The sequence below is a fragment of the Nocardia sp. NPDC060259 genome (assembly GCF_042728775.1).
Lineage (GTDB): Bacteria > Actinomycetota > Actinomycetes > Mycobacteriales > Mycobacteriaceae > Nocardia.
The window spans coordinates 26,220-41,353 of the sequence record NZ_JBHXAY010000020.1; the positions used below are offsets into that span (position 1 = coordinate 26,220).

General features: G+C 68.4%; 19 protein-coding genes. 9 read left to right on the plus strand and 10 right to left on the minus strand.

Features of this window, described 5'->3' with window-relative positions:
• Positions 1–19 precede the first annotated feature (19 nt).
• The 3 genes from ACFWF2_RS11095 to ilvA are packed head-to-tail and all read left to right on the plus strand — an operon-like array spanning position 20 to position 2,093.
• Positions 20–526 carry an ATP-binding protein gene (locus ACFWF2_RS11095; protein WP_379306900.1) on the plus strand — a complete coding sequence of 169 codons (507 nt, stop codon included), beginning with the start codon at positions 20–22 and terminating at the stop codon, positions 524–526.
• A complete protein-coding gene (locus tag ACFWF2_RS11100) occupies positions 507–842 on the plus strand; it encodes an STAS domain-containing protein (protein ID WP_379306902.1) in 336 nt (111 codons plus the stop codon). Before ACFWF2_RS11095 ends, ACFWF2_RS11100 begins: the two co-directional genes overlap by 20 nt.
• 36 nt (positions 843–878) lie before the next feature.
• Positions 879–2,093, plus strand: coding sequence for a threonine ammonia-lyase (gene ilvA, locus ACFWF2_RS11105; RefSeq protein ID WP_379306904.1), 1,215 nt, complete (start codon positions 879–881; stop codon positions 2,091–2,093).
• 67 nt (positions 2,094–2,160) lie between these two features.
• Here the strand turns inward: ilvA and ACFWF2_RS11110 are convergent, their stop codons facing one another.
• The 3 genes from ACFWF2_RS11110 to ACFWF2_RS11120 form a co-directional block, all read right to left on the minus strand.
• The gene (locus tag ACFWF2_RS11110; RefSeq protein WP_379074623.1) at positions 2,161–2,484 is read right to left on the minus strand and encodes a DMT family transporter; all 324 of its coding nucleotides are present in this window, start codon (positions 2,482–2,484) and stop codon (positions 2,161–2,163) included.
• Positions 2,485–2,516: 32 nt separating this feature from the next.
• Positions 2,517–3,935 carry an argininosuccinate lyase gene (gene argH, locus ACFWF2_RS11115; RefSeq protein WP_379306906.1) on the minus strand — a complete coding sequence of 473 codons (1,419 nt, stop codon included), beginning with the start codon at positions 3,933–3,935 and terminating at the stop codon, positions 2,517–2,519.
• A gap of 230 nt (positions 3,936–4,165) precedes the next feature.
• Entirely contained in the window at positions 4,166–5,368 is a 1,203-nt protein-coding gene (locus ACFWF2_RS11120) for an argininosuccinate synthase (RefSeq protein ID WP_379306908.1), read from the minus strand.
• 282 nt (positions 5,369–5,650) lie between these two features.
• On the opposite strand from ACFWF2_RS11120, the gene ACFWF2_RS11125 reads away from it, so the two are divergent.
• Positions 5,651–5,791, plus strand: coding sequence for a hypothetical protein (locus ACFWF2_RS11125; RefSeq protein ID WP_189034092.1), 141 nt, complete (start codon positions 5,651–5,653; stop codon positions 5,789–5,791).
• Between the two features lie 34 nt (positions 5,792–5,825).
• Positions 5,826–5,960 carry a hypothetical protein gene (locus ACFWF2_RS11130; protein ID WP_378854309.1) on the plus strand — a complete coding sequence of 45 codons (135 nt, stop codon included), beginning with the start codon at positions 5,826–5,828 and terminating at the stop codon, positions 5,958–5,960.
• Here ACFWF2_RS11130 and ACFWF2_RS11135 read toward each other — a convergent pair whose 3' ends face one another.
• Complete coding sequence (locus ACFWF2_RS11135) at positions 5,961–6,572, minus strand: GNAT family N-acetyltransferase (RefSeq protein ID WP_379306911.1); 612 nt, start codon at positions 6,570–6,572, stop codon at positions 5,961–5,963. It abuts the gene before it with no gap.
• 223 nt (positions 6,573–6,795) lie between these two features.
• Between ACFWF2_RS11135 and ACFWF2_RS11140 the strand changes: the two genes are divergently transcribed.
• From ACFWF2_RS11140 to ACFWF2_RS11155, 4 genes are read left to right on the plus strand one after another with little or no spacing between them, the layout of a single operon-like run.
• A complete protein-coding gene (locus ACFWF2_RS11140) occupies positions 6,796–6,951 on the plus strand; it encodes a hypothetical protein (RefSeq protein ID WP_379306913.1) in 156 nt (51 codons plus the stop codon).
• A 51-nt stretch (positions 6,952–7,002) separates the two neighbouring features.
• Positions 7,003–7,806: an aldose 1-epimerase gene (locus ACFWF2_RS11145; protein ID WP_379306915.1), complete on the plus strand. Its 804-nt coding sequence runs from the start codon at positions 7,003–7,005 to the stop codon at positions 7,804–7,806.
• A 51-nt stretch (positions 7,807–7,857) separates the two neighbouring features.
• Positions 7,858–8,703: a DUF4184 family protein gene (locus tag ACFWF2_RS11150; RefSeq protein ID WP_379306917.1), complete on the plus strand. Its 846-nt coding sequence runs from the start codon at positions 7,858–7,860 to the stop codon at positions 8,701–8,703.
• Positions 8,676–9,146 carry a hypothetical protein gene (locus ACFWF2_RS11155; RefSeq protein WP_379306919.1) on the plus strand — a complete coding sequence of 157 codons (471 nt, stop codon included), beginning with the start codon at positions 8,676–8,678 and terminating at the stop codon, positions 9,144–9,146. Before ACFWF2_RS11150 ends, ACFWF2_RS11155 begins: the two co-directional genes overlap by 28 nt.
• A gap of 99 nt (positions 9,147–9,245) precedes the next feature.
• On the opposite strand, the gene ACFWF2_RS11160 is transcribed toward ACFWF2_RS11155, so the two are convergent.
• The 6 genes from ACFWF2_RS11160 to argC are packed head-to-tail and all read right to left on the minus strand — an operon-like array spanning position 9,246 to position 15,116.
• Entirely contained in the window at positions 9,246–9,752 is a 507-nt protein-coding gene (locus ACFWF2_RS11160) for an arginine repressor (protein WP_379306921.1), read from the minus strand.
• Between the two features lie 34 nt (positions 9,753–9,786).
• Positions 9,787–10,719 carry an ornithine carbamoyltransferase gene (argF, locus tag ACFWF2_RS11165; protein ID WP_379306923.1) on the minus strand — a complete coding sequence of 311 codons (933 nt, stop codon included), beginning with the start codon at positions 10,717–10,719 and terminating at the stop codon, positions 9,787–9,789.
• A complete protein-coding gene (locus ACFWF2_RS11170) occupies positions 10,716–11,954 on the minus strand; it encodes an acetylornithine transaminase (RefSeq protein ID WP_379306925.1) in 1,239 nt (412 codons plus the stop codon). The genes argF and ACFWF2_RS11170 overlap by 4 nt, the downstream gene beginning before the upstream one ends.
• On the minus strand, positions 11,951–12,838 hold the full coding sequence (gene argB, locus ACFWF2_RS11175) for an acetylglutamate kinase (RefSeq protein WP_379306927.1): 888 nt from the start codon (positions 12,836–12,838) through the stop codon (positions 11,951–11,953). The genes ACFWF2_RS11170 and argB overlap by 4 nt, the downstream gene beginning before the upstream one ends.
• Positions 12,835–14,061 (minus strand): bifunctional glutamate N-acetyltransferase/amino-acid acetyltransferase ArgJ, encoded by a 1,227-nt coding sequence (gene argJ / locus ACFWF2_RS11180; RefSeq protein ID WP_379306929.1) that lies wholly within the window; start codon positions 14,059–14,061, stop codon positions 12,835–12,837. Before argJ ends, argB begins: the two co-directional genes overlap by 4 nt.
• Complete coding sequence (gene argC, locus ACFWF2_RS11185) at positions 14,058–15,116, minus strand: N-acetyl-gamma-glutamyl-phosphate reductase (RefSeq protein ID WP_379306931.1); 1,059 nt, start codon at positions 15,114–15,116, stop codon at positions 14,058–14,060. Before argC ends, argJ begins: the two co-directional genes overlap by 4 nt.
• Between the last annotated feature and the right edge of the window lie 18 nt (positions 15,117–15,134).

Here is a 15,134-nt window from a genome sequence, read left to right on the forward strand (position 1 = left end):
GAGCAACTCGGCATCTCCGGTGACACGCTCGGCATATCGAGTCGATGCCGGCGCCACACTGCCGCTGTGTGTCGTCATCGGTAGTCGACAAGAGCAGATCGAACGAGCGCACGCCCAACTCACGCCGATCCTGCACGGCCTGTGGGGCGACGATTCCGCGGTCTGGCCGATCGAACTCGCAGTACACGAAGCGGTGGTCAACGCGATCGAACACGGTGGCGCCGGTATTCCGGACGCCACGGTCGGGATCACCCTCGATATCGAGGACGATGAACTACTGATCGAGATCAGCGACCAAGGACCGGGATTCGACCCTGATACCGTGCCCGATCCGCGCCTCCCCGACAGCGTGCTCCGCGCGTCGGGGCGGGGTGTGCTTCTCATGCGCGCAGTCGTCGATTCCCTCGAGGCCGCCCACGGTCCGAACGGGCGGTTCACACTCACCCTGCGTACCAAGCTCCCCCGCTCCGTCGCGGAGGGAGTACCACCACAAAGAGGAGGGTTCCATGGAGATCAAAGAGCGTAGCGTCAACGGCGTCACCATCCTGGATCTGACCGGGAATCTCGACATCGGTGTGGGCGACGTTCAGCTCAGGGAGAAGATCCGGCATCTGATCGACACCGGGAAGAACCAGATCCTGCTGAACCTCGCAGCTGTGCGTCGCATCGATTCCTCTGGACTCGGCGAATTGGTAGCGAGCTACACGACCGTCACCAACAACGGCGGGACACTCAAACTGGTCAGCTTGCCCGACCGTGTTCGGGATATCCTCATGATCACCCAACTCATCACGGTGTTCGAAACCTACGACATCGAGCAGGAAGCTATCAACTCCTTCTGACCTCGCCGGCGACACTCAGGGCGGTACGTTCGGCCCATGGAGATCGTCGGGCTCGAGCGGATCGAGGCGGCCGCGCGGCTGCTCGCACCCGTGATTCGGCGTACGCCGACTGTGGGGTCGCGGGTGTTGTCGGAGCGGGTCGGTGCGCAGGTGCTGCTCAAATGCGAGAACCTGCAGCGCACCGGGTCGTTCAAGCCGCGCGGCGCCTACAACCGGATCGCGAACCTGCCCGCGGCCGAGCGGGCGCGCGGTGTGGTGGCGGCCAGCGCGGGCAATCACGCGCAGGGCGTGGCATGGTCGGCGGCGGAGCTCGGGATCACTTCGACGGTGTTCATGCCGGTCGGAGTGTCGCTGCCGAAGCTCGTCGCGACGCGCGCCTATGGCGCCGAGGTGCATCTGGCGGGCGACTCCATCGACGAATCCCTGCTCGCCGCACAGGAATTCGCCGAGCGCACCGGGGCGACGCTGATCCACCCGTTCGATCATCCCGATATCGTCGCCGGACAGGCGACGGTCGCCCTGGAAATCCTCGAGCAGGTTCCCGATGTGGGCACGGTCGTCGTGCCGACCGGTGGTGGTGGACTGCTCGCGGGTGTCGCGGTGGCATTGCACGCGGTGGCGCCGCGGGTTCGGGTGATCGGTGTGCAGGCGGCCGAGGCGGCCGCGTGGCCGGATTCGCTCGCGGCGGGCAAGCCGATTCGGGTGCCGCGCATGTCGACGATGGCCGACGGTATCGCGGTCGGGCAACCGGGTGCGGTGCCGTTCGCCCACGTCGCCGAGCTGGTGTCCGAGATCGTCACCGTCGACGAGGACTCCTTGTCGAAGGCGCTGCTGCTGTGTCTCGAACGGGCCAAACTCATCGTCGAACCCGCGGGTGCGGCGGGTGTCGCCGCGCTGCTGGCCACCAACCTCGGCGACCTGCCCGGCCCGGTCGTCACCATCTTGTCCGGCGGAAATATCGACCCGCTGCTGCTCACGCGAGTGATCGGCCACGGTCTCAGCGCGGCGGGCCGCTATCTGGCCATGCGGGTCACCATCGCCGACCGCCCCGGCGCACTGTCCGCACTGCTCGGCGTCGTCGGCCGCGCGGGCGCGAGCGTGGTCGACATCGTCCACTCCCGCACCGGCATGTGGCTGGCTGTCGACGAGGTCGAGGTCTCGCTCACCGTCGAAACACGCGGCCCGGCCCACCGCGACGACGTCCTGGACGCGCTCCGCGACGCCGGATTCCGAGTCCACGCGGAGCTATAGCCGCCGGTTGCCTCGGCGACCCGAGGGGCCGCAGCGCCCCTTCCCGAGACAGCGCACGACTCCAGAATCAGTGCGCGCCACCGAGTTCCAGAGCGAGCACCCCGAGGATCACCAGCCCGATTCCCCCGACCTGGATCAGGGTGAGCCGCTCCCCGAGGAACAGCACACCGATCGCCGCGATCGCGGCGACCCCTACCGCCGACCAGATGCCATAGGCGACCCCGATCGACATCCCCCGCTTCAACGCCTGGGACAGGAAGAAGAACGCGGCACCATAGCCGATCACGACGACGATCGAGGGCACCAGTTTCGTGAAGCCTTCCGACAGTTTCAGCGACACCGTCGCCGTTACCTCGGTGGCGATGGCCAGCGCCAGGAAGAGCAGGGTCATGGCCGCAGACTAGCCAACCAGCCGCCCAGTAGTCAGCGCAGCCAGGCGCGGGCGTCTTCGGCGTTCTTGCGGACCTCGTCGAGCTGCTCGGCGACGCGGACGCCTGCCGTGCCGCCGCGGGCATTGCGGGAGGCGATCGAGCCCTGCACGGTGAGGACGTCGCGGACGCCCGCGGTCAGGGACGGGTCGACGGCGGCGAACTCCTCGTCGGTCAGCTCATCGAGGCCGACACCACGTGCCTCGGCGGCCCGCACGCACGCACCGGCAGCCTCGTGGGCGACACGGAACGGAACACCTTGGCGCACCATCCATTCCGCGATGTCGGTGGCGAGAGTGAATCCGGCGGGGGCGAGTTCGGCCATCCGGTCGGTGTGGAAGGTGAGGGTGCCGACCAGGCCCGCGATCGCGGGCAGCAGCAGTTCGAGCTGGGCGACCGAGTCGAACAGGGGTTCCTTGTCCTCCTGCAGGTCCCGGTTGTAGGCCAGCGGCTGCGCCTTCAACGTGGCCAGCAGACCGGTCAGGTTGCCGATCAGGCGGCCCGCCTTGCCGCGGGTCAGCTCGGAGACGTCCGGGTTCTTCTTCTGCGGCATGATCGACGACCCGGTCGACCACGCGTCGGCCAGGGTGACGTAGCCGAATTCCGGTGTACTCCAGATGATGACTTCTTCGGCCATCCGGCTCAGGTCGACGCCGATCATGGCGAGCACGAAGGCGGCCTCGGCGGCGAAATCGCGCGAGGAGGTGGCGTCGATCGAATTGGCCGCCGACGCAGCGAAATTCAGCTCGGTGGCGATCTGCTCGGGATCGAGGCCCAGCGAGGAACCGGCCAGTGCGCCCGAACCGTACGGCGAGATGGCGGCGCGCTTGTCGAAATCGCGCAGGCGTTCCAGGTCGCGCAGGAGCGGATGCGCGTGGGCGAGAAGGTGATGCGAGAGCAGCACCGGCTGCGCGGCCTGCAGGTGGGTCTTGCCCGGCATCACCGCGTCCGGGTGGGCGGCGGCCTGGGCGACGAGCGCGTCGACCACGTCGAGCACACCGGCGGCGACCCGGCGCACACCGTCACGCAGCCACATCCGGAACAGGGTGGCCACCTGGTCGTTGCGCGAACGGCCTGCCCGCAGCCGACCACCGAGCTCGGTGCCGACCCGCTCGATCAGGCCACGCTCGAGCGCACCGTGCACGTCCTCGTCGGAGTCGGCGGGACCATAGGCGCCCGAGACGACGTCGGCGGCGAGCGCGTCCAGGCCGGTCAGCATGCCGGTCAGGTCGTCGTCGGAGAGCAGACCTGCCTTGTGCAGCACCCGGGCGTGCGCCTTGGAGGCGCGGATGTCATAGGGAGCCAGCGCCCAGTCGAAATGGGTCGACTTGCTCAGCGCCGCCATCGCCTCGGCCGGGCCGGACGCGAATCGCCCACCCCAGAGCGCACCTTCGTTGGTTCCACTGTGGGTCATCGTGTGCCCTCTCCTGGGTGTCGGCGGTTACGGCGCAGAACGGCTGCCGCGCACAGAAGGGCAACCGCATCGAGCCTACGGTTGCCGCCTGATCTAGCGAGAACATGGGTAACTCACCGGGTACGCCCGAACAGGCGCGGCGCTTCAGGTGAGCCCGATAGGAAGAGCGGCCGCCTCCCCACGACCGGCAAAGTCACGGGGAGGCGGAGGAGCCTTGCTACTTCCTACTTTTACTTCTGGTTGAGGTCGCGGCGGGCGGCGACCTTCGACGAAAGGCCGTGGATCTGCACGAAGCCCTTGGCCAGCGACTGGTCGAAGGTGTCGCCCTCGTCGTAGGTGGCCAGGTTGAAGTCGTAGAGCGACTGCTCGGAGCGGCGTCCGTTGACGACGGCCGAACCGCCGTGCAGCACCATCCGGATGTCGCCGGTGACATGCTGCTGGGTGTCCTGCACGAAGGCGTCCAGGGCGCGCTTGAGCGGGGAGAACCACAGGCCGTCGTAGGCCAGCTCGCCCCAGCGCTGCTCGACCTGGCGCTTGTAGCGGCCCAGCTCGCGCTCGATGGTGACGTTCTCCAGCGCCTGGTGCGCGGTGATCAGCGCGATGGCGCCCGGCGCCTCGTAGATCTCGCGGCTCTTGATGCCGACGAGCCGGTCCTCGACCATGTCGAGGCGGCCGACGCCCTGGCGACCGGCGCGGGTGTTCATCTCCTCGATGGCCTGCAGCACGGTGACGGGACGGCCGTCGATGGCGACCGGCACACCCTTGTCGAAGGTGATGATGACCTCGTCGGGCGCCTCGAAGTTCACCGTCGGGTCGGCGGTGTAGTCGTAGACGTCCTTGGTCGGCGCGTTCCACAGGTCCTCGAGGAAGCCGGTCTCGACGGCGCGGCCCCACACGTTCTGGTCGATGGAGAACGGCGACTTCTTGGTGACGTTGATGGGCAGGTTGTTCTGCTCGGCGAAGGCGATGGCCTTCTCGCGGGTCCAGGCGTAGTCGCGGACCGGGGCGATGACCTCCAGGTCGGGCGCCAGGGCGCCGATGCCGACCTCGAAGCGGACCTGGTCGTTGCCCTTGCCGGTGCAACCGTGCGAGACGGTGGTCGCGTTGTGGAACTTCGCGGCCTCGACCAGGTGCTTGACGATCAGCGGGCGGCTGATGGCCGAGACCAGCGGGTACTGCCCCATGTACATGGCGTTGGCCTGGATGGTGGGCAGGCAGTACTCGTCGGCGAACTCGTCGCGCGCGTCGACCACGATGGCCTCCACGGCGCCGCAGTCCAGTGCGCGCTGGCGCACCACGTTCATGTCCTCGCCACCCTGGCCCAGATCGATGGCCACGGCCACCACCTCGGAACCGGTCTCCTTCGCGATCCAGCTGATGGCGACGGAGGTGTCAAGCCCACCGGAGTAGGCGAGTACGACGCGATCGGACATGTCTGTTGTGCTCCTCGAAGTGTGTACGTCATCTGCACGGGCTGCCTCGAGCAGTATGAATGCTCCGGCCGCCGGTTCGGCTCGCGCCGCTGCTGCAAATGATTATGCACGATAATGCAATCTCATTCATACCCGGGGGTAGCGCCGCCTCGAATCGCGCCGGGCATCCCCACTGAAATCGCCCGCCACCTGCGGATACATTGCAGCAGCAACTTGGCAGCAAGCACCTTCTGTGAGACGCTGGTCACACAACCAGCCATCGGTCGGGGTCGAGGAGTGAACATGCAGCAGCTACGTGATTTCGCCGAGGCGAACTATGACCTGATCGGGGCCGTTGTCATCGGACTCGGCAATTTCGGGTTGACGGTCGCCAAGCTGGTCATCGATCTCGGTACGCCGATCCTCCAGGGCTACTTCGCCTGACCCGCCGAGTCCGTACCAGCACAGGGAGCACATCATGGAGGACGCGATCCTGCAATTTCTGTCCGACCACTACGAATCCGGCGCCACCGCCGGCCTTGCCATCGGGCGGGTCCTCTTCGATCTCTCCGCACCCCTGGCGCTGGCGATCCTGAACTTCCTCGCTTCCTGATCACCGGGTCGATTGCAGGCGGCTGTCGAGCGACGCCCGCACCCGGGGCCAGTCCTCGCTGGTGATCGAGAACAGCACGCTGTCACGCACGGTGCCGTCGCTGCGGCGAAAATGCCGACGGAGGGTGCCCTCGTAGCGGGCGCCGAGCCGTGCGATCGCCTGCTGCGAACGCTGGTTGCGCACATCGGTTTTCAGCTGCACCCTGCCGACCCCGAGAGTATCGAAGGCATACGCCAGCAGCAGCAGTTTGGTTTCCGGATTGACCGCGGTGCCCCAGACAGACGGCGTGTAGACGGTGAAGCCGATCTCGAGCCAGGCATCGCGCTGATGGACGTCCAGGTAGGCGGTCACGCCGATGACCGCTCCGGCCGGCCGGTCACCGATCGCCCGGCAAGCACGCACCGTCCACAGCTGCCACTCACCCGATGCGCCCAGGTCACGCAGGATGTCCTCGAAGTGGCGGGGATCGCGCGGCCGCCCTGGAACATGCGCCCACGCCACATCGTGGTCCAGCGCTGCGAAGAGCTCGCCGGCATCGGCTTCGGGATTCGTGACGGTCAACTGCACGATGTCACCGGCGAGCACCGCATCGGCGGGCACGGGCCATGCCATCTCCGGCCACACCTCATCGGAACTTCTTGGATCGGGTATCGGCTCGAAGCGGTCCGGATCGAAAGTTTGTGGCACACCGGGAATATACGGCCCGAACTGCGCGTAGCCCGGTGCAAGAACTTTTCGGCGCCACCTCGGATCGCTCGACACCCGACACCGTCGCGTCCACGTGTGGCACTCTGGGAGAGCACTATTCGGCTCGCCACAAGTGAGGACGAACAAGATGCTCCACTACATCGCGCAGGAATTCTCCACCCTCGGCAACGGCGTGCTCGATGTCGGCCGTGCCGTCGTCGAACTGGTGCAGGACATCATCGACATCGCGACTCCGAACAATCCGGGCGGCGGCGCCGGCGGCGGTCAGTACCCGTTCAACTGACCCGGCGTGGGCTCCCGCCACCGACCTGAGCGTGCCGCTAGCCTCCCCGGCATGGCCGACGACGACGTGCAGCTCGACGCAGGCAAGGCAGGACTCGTCATCGCACCAGGGGACGGCGGCGCGCTGCACAGCCTCACCGTCGACGGCACCGAACTGCTGCGGCAGGACCCGGGGACCGGCTGTTTCGTCATGGCGCCATGGGCGGGCAGGCTGGGGTACGGCAGCTTCACCGTCGGTGACCAGACCTACCGCATGCCGATCAACCATCCGCCGCACAGCATCCACGGCACCGCCCGCGACGGCGCGTGGGAGGTCGTCACCGCTTCGGCTACCGAGGCGACGCTGCGGCACCGGCTGACCGACCCATGGCCGTTCGCGGGCACCGTCACCCAGACGTTCGCCCTCACCGACACCGGTCTCACGCTGTCGCTGCACATCGCCACCGACCACGAGCCCTTCCCCGCACAGGGCGGCTGGCATCCGTGGTTCCTGCGCGAGGTGCCGCCTGCCACCGGACCGCTCGCGCTCGACTTCCGGCCGGACTGGCAGTACGAGCGCGGCGCGGACTACCTGCCCACCGGCCGCCACATCCCGCCGACCCCGCCACCGTGGGACGACTGTTTCGGCATGCCCGACGGTGTCCTCGTTCGCCTGACCTGGCCCGGCTTCCTCGAATTCACGATCACCAGCCGGGTTCCCGACGTGGTCGTCTGGACCCTGCCGGAGGAATCGCTGTCGGTGGAGGCCCAATCCGGCCCGCCCGACGGCGTGAACACCGACCCCAGGATGGTCACCCCCGACTCACCGCTCGACATCCGCGTCGACTGGACCTGGCGGCGGTTGTCGCCGAACTGAATTCGGCCACCTCACCCGGCATCGTCGCGCGGCGCGACAAACTCTCCACACGTGCGCCACAGCATCTCCGCATTCGCCGAATACGTTGAGCCGGTGCCGTTCACGCTCGCCCATCCGCTGGTTGTGCTGCCGTTTCGCCGATTCCTTCCATTGCCGGCGTTGATCGCCGGATCGGTGGCCCCGGATGTCGTCTACTATCTGCCGATTCCGGTCAGCGGCAGCATGACCCACTCGCCGCTCGGCGTCCTCGGCTGGGATCTGGTGATCGGGCTGGCGCTGCTGTCGGCCTTCCGGCTCTCCGCCGGGCCTGCTGCCGCCCTTCTCCCCTGTCGAGCAATACTGCCCGCACCGGTTCATTCCGGCACCTGGGGTCGAGCATCGTCGACGATCATCGCTCTCGTTCTCGGCGCGATGACCCATATCATGTGGGATTCCTTCACCCAGACAGCAGGTTTCGCGGTCCAGCACTGGGATCTGTTGCGCGCTCCGGTTCTCGAACCACACAAGGCTTACAACGTGCTCGGCTACGCCTCGTCGCTGGTCGGCACGGCAGTGCTCGCCTGCCTCCTCGTTCGCCGTACTCGCCGGCACCCACCCACCATGCCCGCCCCGTGGCGCCGCGCGGTCCTCACCATTCTCCTCCTCGCACCGGTAGCCGCTGCCGCCTCGGCCGTCGACGACCCGGTCGCCCGAACCAGCACCTACGACCTCATCCGACACACGATCGTCGGTGCAGCCCAGGGCCTGGGCTGCACCTGGACGATCTATCTGCTGCTCTGGCATGTCACGGCGGCCGTTTTGTCACGTGCTGACCGATCCACGGACCAGCGCGCCGACACCAACCGTCGGGCACCCGGCATGATGGGCGAATGCGGATCAGCGTCACCGGACACATGAACATCAGCGCCGCCACCGAACCCCTGGTCCGGGACGCCCTGTCGGCCCTCCTCGCCGATATCCCCGACCTGGTCGGCATCACCTGCCTCGCCCGCGGCGCGGACTCGGTCTTCGCGGAGGCCGTACTCCACCTCGGCGGCCGCCTGGAGGTAGTGCTGCCCTCCCGGAACTATCGAACAGCCCAGGTGAAGCCCGACGACCTCCCCCGCTTCGACGAACTCCACGCCCAGGCCGACACGGTGCGCGTGATGGACTTCGACGACGCGGGCCGAGTGGCTTACGAAGCAGCCAACCGCGTCCTCCTCGAAGACTGCGACCGCCTGATCGCAGTCTGGGACGGCGACCACGGCGCCCGCGGCGGCACCGCCACCGTCGTCGCCCTCGCCCGCACCCTCGACATCCCCGTCGACATCATCTGGCCCCCTGGCGCCACCAGGGAATAGTCGACGTTCTGCGCGGTCAGCGTTAGCTGAGCAGCATCGTTACCTAACTTTATGCGTCCATCGTTGGACAACAGCGCAGGCTGCACAACCCTGACCTGATCAGGCCAGGCGTTCGATTTCCGCGGCTAGTTCGGCGCCGGTGAGGGGCTCGCGGGCGATGACGGCGATGGTGTCGTCGCCGGCGATGGTGCCGACGATGTAGGGCAGGGCGGCGCGGTCGAGGGCGCTGGCCAGGAAGTGGGCGGCGCCGGGTGGGGTGCGCAGGACGGCGAGGTTGCCGCTGGCGTCGGTGGAGACCAGGAGGTCGCCGAGGAGTTTGGAGAGGCGGCCGGTGCCGCCGGTGACGCCGCGGACGGGGCTGCCGTCCTCGGGGACGACGTAGACGCCCGCGCCACCGTCGGCGGCACGCAGTTTCACCGCGCCGAGTTCGTCGAGGTCACGCGACAGGGTCGCCTGGGTGGTCTCGATGCCCTCGGCGGCCAGCAACGTCGCGAGTTCGGTTTGGCTGCGAACCGAATGCGCGGACAGCAGTTCCACGATGCGCGATTGGCGGCCGGCGCGGGTACGGGCGATGGCGGGCGAGCCCTTCTCGGGTGCCGTGCTCATCGCCGGGCCTCCGCGCCGGCCCCGGTTCGCGGTCTCACGCGGCGGCTTTCGCGAGCAGCCAGACCAGCAGCGCCTTCTGGGCGTGCAGCCGGTTCTCGGCTTCGTCCCAGACCACGCTGTGCGGGCCGTCGAGCACCTCGTCGGTGATCTCCTCGCCACGGTGCGCCGGAAGACAGTGCATCACAATGGCTTCCGGATCGGCGGCGGCGAGCAGCGCCTCGTTGACCTGGAACGGCCGGAACGGTCCGACGCGATCGAGGCCGTCGTTCTCCTGGCCCATCGAGGTCCAGGTGTCGGTGACGAGCACGTCGGCGCCCGTCGCACCGGCCACCGGATCGTGGGTGACCGACACGGTCGCCCCGGTCTCGGCGGCCCGCTTGGCGGCGGCGTCCAGGATCCACGGCAGCGGCTCGAACCCGGCGGGAGCGGCGACGGTCACGTTCATGCCCGCCGTCACGCCGCCGAGCAGCAGCGAATGCGCCATATTGTTGGCGCCGTCACCGAAGTAGGTGAGGTTCAGGCCCGCGAGAACGCCCTTGCGTTCGGTGATCGTCTGCAGATCGGCGAGCACCTGGCAGGGATGGAACTCGTTGGACAGCGCGTTCACCACGGGAACTGTCGCGGTGACCGACATCTCGTCGAGACGGGACTGCTCGAAGGTCCGCCAGACGATGGCGTCGACATAGCGCGACAGGACACTGCCGGTGTCACCGAGGGTTTCCTCGCGGCCCAGCTGGGTGTCACGGCCGTCGACGACGACCGCGTGCCCGCCGAGCTGGGCGATGCCGAGCTCGAACGAGAACCTGGTGCGGGTGGAGTTCTTCTCGAAAATCACCCCGACACCCCGCGGGCCGTCGAGCGGCCGGTGCGCGAACGGATCCTTCTTCAATTCCGCGGCGATGGCGAGGATTTCGGCCTGTTCGGCCTGGGTCACGTCGTCGTCGCGCAGAAAGTGGCGCAGGGTCACTTACTCGCTCCCTTCGCATCCGGGTTGCGGTGCTGCTCGGCTCGTTCGTCGGCATCGGCGGCGGCCTTGTCGAGGATCCCGGGCAGGTCGGCGACGAAATTGTCGGCCTGGGTTTCGGTGAGCACCAGGGGCGGAGCCAACCGGATCACGTTGGGCTTGGCGGGGTTGATCAGGTAGCCCGCCTCCCGCGCCCGCTCGTCCACATAGGCCGAGATGTCGTTCTTCAACACGATGCCGATGAGCAGACCCGCGCCACGCACATGATCGATCTCGGGGTGCTCGAGCAGCGCGATACCGTCAGTGAGCTTCTTGCCGACCCATTCCACATGGGAGAGAAGGCCTTCGGAGTCGATCGTGCGCAGCACCGCCAGCGCCGCCGCGGCGCACACGGGGTTGCCACCGAAGGTCGTCCCGTGCAGGCCGGGGGTGAGCAGTTCGGCGGCCCGGCCCTGCGCCAGTACGGCGCCGATCGGCAGGCCACCGCCGAGGCCCTTGGCCAGGGTGATCGCATCGGGCACGATGCCCGCCGCCTGATGCGCGAAAAACGTTCCAGTGCGGCCGATTCCGGTCTGCACCTCGTCGAGGATCAGCAAAGCGCCCGCCCGCGAGGTGATTTCCCGCGCCCGCGCCAGGTAGTCGAACGGCGGGACGACCACGCCGCTCTCGCCCATCATCGGCTCGAGGAACACCGCGGCGGTGTCGGCGTCGACGACCCGCTCGAGCGCGTCCGCGTCACCGTAGGGCACGTGCACGACGCCGGGCGGCATCGGCGCGAACGGCTCCCGCTTCGACGCCTGACCGGTCAGCGCGAGCGCTCCCATGGTCCGGCCGTGGAAGGCCTCCTCCGCGGCGACGATCTTGGACCGGCCGGTCAGCCGGGCCATCTTGAACGCGGCCTCGTTGGCCTCGGTGCCGGAGTTGCAGAAGAACGCCTTGCCCTCACCGTCGCCGAAGTGCGCGAGCAGCTTCTCGGCCAGCTCGATCACCGGCTCGCTGGCATAGATGTTCGACACATGGCCGAGCGTGCCCAGCTGCTGGGTGACCGCTTCCAGGATGGCCGGGTGGGCGTGGCCGAGGCTGTTCACCGCGATGCCACCGAGGAAATCGACGTAGCGCTTGCCGTCGGCGTCGTAGACCACCGCGCCGGCGCCACGCACCAGCGCGACCTTCGGGGTGCCGTAGTTGTTCATCATCGCGGCCGACCACCGCTGCTGCAGCTTCTCTACTTCACTCATGCGGTCACCATCGTTCCGATTCCTTCTCCGGTGAACAACTCCAGTAGTACCGAATGCGGCACCCGTCCGTCGATGACGTGGGCGCTGGGCACCCCGCCCTGGACGGCGCGCAGGCACGCTTCCATCTTCGGCACCATGCCCGCATCCAGGCGCGGCAGCAACTCCGCCAGCGCCGTCGCGTCGATCTCACTGGTCAGCGAGGCGCGGTCGGGCCAGTCGGTGTAGAGGCCCTCGACGTCGGTGAGGACGACGAGCTTCTCCGCGCCGATCCCCTCCGCCAGCGCGGCGGCGGCGGTGTCGGCGTTGATGTTGTGGACCACGCCGTCGGCGTCGGGGGCGATGGTGGAGACCACCGGGATCCGTCCCGCGTCGATCAGGTCGAGCACGGCACCCGGGTTGACCTCGGTGACGTCACCGACCAGCCCGATGTCGGTGGCGACGCCTTCGACGGTGACGGTGCGCCGGGTCGCGGTGAACAGGTGCGCGTCTTCCCCGGAGATGCCGACCGCGTACGGCCCGTGCGCATTGATCAGCCCGACGAGCTCGCGCCCGACCTGGCCGAACAGCACCATCCGCACCACGTCCATCACCTCGGGGGTGGTGACGCGGAAGCCGCCGCGGAACTCGCCCGCCATGCCGAGCTTCTTCAGCATCGCGTTGATCTGCGGGCCGCCGCCGTGCACGACCACCGGGTGCACGCCGACGGTGCGCAGGAACGCCATGTCGGCGGCGAAGGCGGCCTTGAGTTCGTCGTCGACCATGGCGTTGCCGCCGTACTTCACGACCACGACCTTGTCCCGGAACTTCTGCAGCCACGGCAGCGCGTCGGCGAGCACATGCGCCTTGTCCAGCGCCGAAAGCGACTGCACCACACCGCTGCTCATGAGCTGTACGCCGAATTCTCTTCGACGTAGGCGTGCGAGAGATCCGTGGTGCGCACCATCGCGGTGCCGTCACCGACATGGAGTTCGATCAGCACGTCGATGTCCTCGCCGGACAGGTCGACCTCGCGGGCGCCGGGCGCGCCGACACTGTCGACGCAGACCGGATTGCCGTTGAACGACACCGCGATCCGGTTCGGGTCCAGCGTCACCGGGGCGATGCCGACGGCGGCGAGCACCCTGCCCCAGTTCGGGTCCGATCCGAACAGCGCGGTCTTGACCAGGCTGTCGCGGGCGACGGCGCGGGCGACGGTCAGCGCCTCCTCCTCGGAGGCCGCGCCGGTGACGGTGACCCGCACCCGCTTGGTGACACCCTCGGCGTCGGCCATCAGCTGGGCGGCCAGGTCGTCACACACGGTGAAGACGGCGGCGTCGAGGTCCTCCTGCGACGGGGCGACGCCGCTGGCGCCGTTGGCCAGCAGCAGCACGGTGTCGTTGGTGGAGCAGGAACCGTCGACGTCGAGCCGGTCGAAGGTGTATTTGGTGGCCTTGCGCAGCGCCTGGTCGAGCTGGTCGGGGGTCGCCACGGCGTCGGTGGTGAGCACGACGAGCATGGTGGCCAGCGACGGCGCGAGCATGCCCGCGCCCTTGGCCATGCCGCCGACGTTCCACTTGTCCTCGTGGTGGAACGCCGATTCCTTCGGCACGGTGTCGGTGGTCATGATGGCGTGCGCGGCATCGGAGCCGCCCGACATGCCGCCGCCCATCTCGTGCACGATCTCGGTGACGGCGGGGATGAGCTTGTCCATCGGCAGCCGGTCACCGATCAGGCCGGTCGAGCAGACCGCGATCTCGCCCGCGCCGGTCTCGGTGCCCCAATTGCTCAGTGCCGCAGCGAGTTCCTCGGCAGTGCGGTGGGTGTCCTGGAAACCGCCGGGGCCGGTGCAGGCATTCGCGCCGCCCGAGTTCAGGATGACCGCGCGCACGCGACCGGACGTGAGCACCTGCTGCGACCACAGCACCGGCGCGGCCTTCACCTGATTGCTGGTGAACACTCCCGCCGCGGCGTATTCGGGGCCCTCGTTGAGCACCAGCGCGAGATCGGGCTTGCCGCTGGCCTTGATTCCGGCCGCAATGCCCGCGGCGCGGAAGCCGAGCGGGGCGGTGACGCCCTGGGTGTGGATCAAATTGCCATGGTCCGTCGTGTGCGGATCAGGGGTCGTCACGGTGCCACTCCTACGGTGGAAAGTCCTGCGGTCTCGTCGAATCCGACGGCCAGATTCATCGATTGCACCGCGGCGCCCGCGGTGCCCTTGGTCAAGTTGTCGATCGCGCCGATCACCACGAGCAGCCCCGCGTCGGTATCGACCGCGACCTGCAGGGTGATGGCGTTGGAGCCGAGCACCGAACCCGTCTGCGGCAGCACGCCTTCGGGCAGCAGATGCACGAACGGCTCGTCGGCGTACGCCTTGTCGTAGACCGCGCGCGCCTCGGCCTCGTCCACCTTCACCGGGGCGGTGCAGGTCGCGAGGATGCCGCGCGGCATCGGGGCGAGAACGGGGGTGAACGACACCGCGACGTCGACGCCGCCCGCCGCCTTCAGGTTCTGCGCGATCTCAGGGGTGTGCCGGTGCGCGCCCGCGATGCTGTAGGCGCGGACGCTGCCCATCACCTCGGAACCGAGCAGACCGACGTCGAGCTTGCGGCCCGCGCCGGAGGTGCCGCTGATGGCGACCACGTTCACGGTCGGCTCGATGATGCCCGCGGCGATGGCCGGGGCCAGCGCGACGCTCGACACGGTCGGGTAGCAGCCGGGCACGGCGATGCGCCGCGCGCCGGTGAGCGCGGCCCGGCCGCCGGGCAGCTCGGGCAGGCCGTAGGGCCAGCTGCCCGCGTGCGCGCTGCCGTAGTACTTCTCCCAGGCGGCGGCGTCGGTGAGCCGGAAGTCGGCGCCGCAGTCGATGATCACCGTCGACTCGGGCAGGGCCTGCGCGATGGCGCCGGACTGACCGTGCGGCAGGCCGAGGAAGACGATGTCGTGGCCCGCCAGGACCTCGGGGGTGGTTTCCTGCAGGATCCGGTCGGCCAGCGGCAGCAGATGCGGCTGGAGCGCGCCCAGCGCGGTGCCCGCGTTGGATCCGGCGGTCAGCGCCCCGATCTCGAGGCGCCCGGCTCGGTATTCGGGGTGGTTCAGCAGCAGACGCAACACTTCGCCACCGGCGTATCCACTCGCACCGGCAACCGCCACCCGCAAGGCGGGTCCTCCCGACGAATCAACCATGTGATGATTATGCACGAC